The sequence below is a fragment of the Phormidium sp. CCY1219 genome, assembly GCF_055795085.1.
The window spans coordinates 1-1,046 of the sequence record NZ_JAYFEQ010000850.1; the positions used below are offsets into that span (position 1 = coordinate 1).

Below are 1,046 nucleotides of genomic sequence, written 5' to 3' on the forward strand. Positions count from 1 at the left end.
GGTTTGAGGTCTTCGGGGAAGTCCACCGCGACGGTGCCGCTGAGGAAAATTGCCGCGTCTGGGAATTGCGATCGCAATTTTTCCAATCGTTCCTCGATTGGTTCATCGTCAAAGGCGATCGCTTCAATCTGAATCTGATTTTCTTCCCCTTTATCAAACTTGATTGAATCAATAATAATTTGTCCGCTCGTTCCAGTGCGATAAATATCTCCAGATAGGCTTAAAATAAATTCCCCGCCCTCTTGTCCAAGTGTCCAATATTTTCCATCCATGCGATCGCGTGTTTGCGCGTGTACGCCTTCAATTTGTGCATATACAATGTGTGTACTGGCAAACTGGTTATATTGGGAAAATACCGCATCTTTAATCCCAATCTGAGTTCCAGCAAATTGCACCAAATTTGTTCCTTGGATAGAAAAGGGTTGCGAAATCAATAAAAACGATGCAATCGATACTGCAATCGCCAGTATCCACATCTCGCCAATTCCACCCGTTTTTAATCTTTTCTTATCCCAGCTTGACCCGCTATAGCACCACACCGGATTAGGCCAAAATATTTGTGCGCCCTTCACTGTGAAGGTGTCGCTAACGATTGAAACGAACATCCCCAACCACAACGCTAACCATTCCGAATTAGATAACTTTAGCCACTGGCACGGCCACCACCAAGCAACTGCAACGGCTGCAATCGCAACAAAGGAATGAGTCGCGCTTCTGTGCGGAAACCGTTTTTCTAACTGGCTTGAAATCGGATAGCAAATTTGACCGATTAGACTGGTTGTAGTATCGATATCTGGAAGTTGAGACCCTACGATTGCCAGACCTAAAACCATTGGATCTGAACTGGACAAAAGAACCGGAACGATAGCAGAACTTAGTGCCGCATGAGTGATAGACATCATAATAAATACTTCATTTAAAATAAGTTTACAAGAATTTATCACTGACCTAAACGTTTTCGGGCGCCTTTAATTTGACCCAATTGGCGAAGGCTCATAAGGATCATAAAAGCCAAACCTCCAAACACCTGAATATCCTTTTGGTTG

1 protein-coding gene is annotated in these 1,046 nt (G+C 43.7%); it reads right to left on the reverse strand.

Annotation, left to right across the window (positions count from 1 at the left end; translation table 11 throughout):
* Positions 1-902, reverse strand: a 902-nt coding sequence (locus AC0QH1_RS27120) for a metal-dependent hydrolase (RefSeq protein WP_324634583.1), incomplete at its 3' end; no start/stop codon positions are given.
* Positions 903-1,046: the final 144 nt, after the last annotated feature.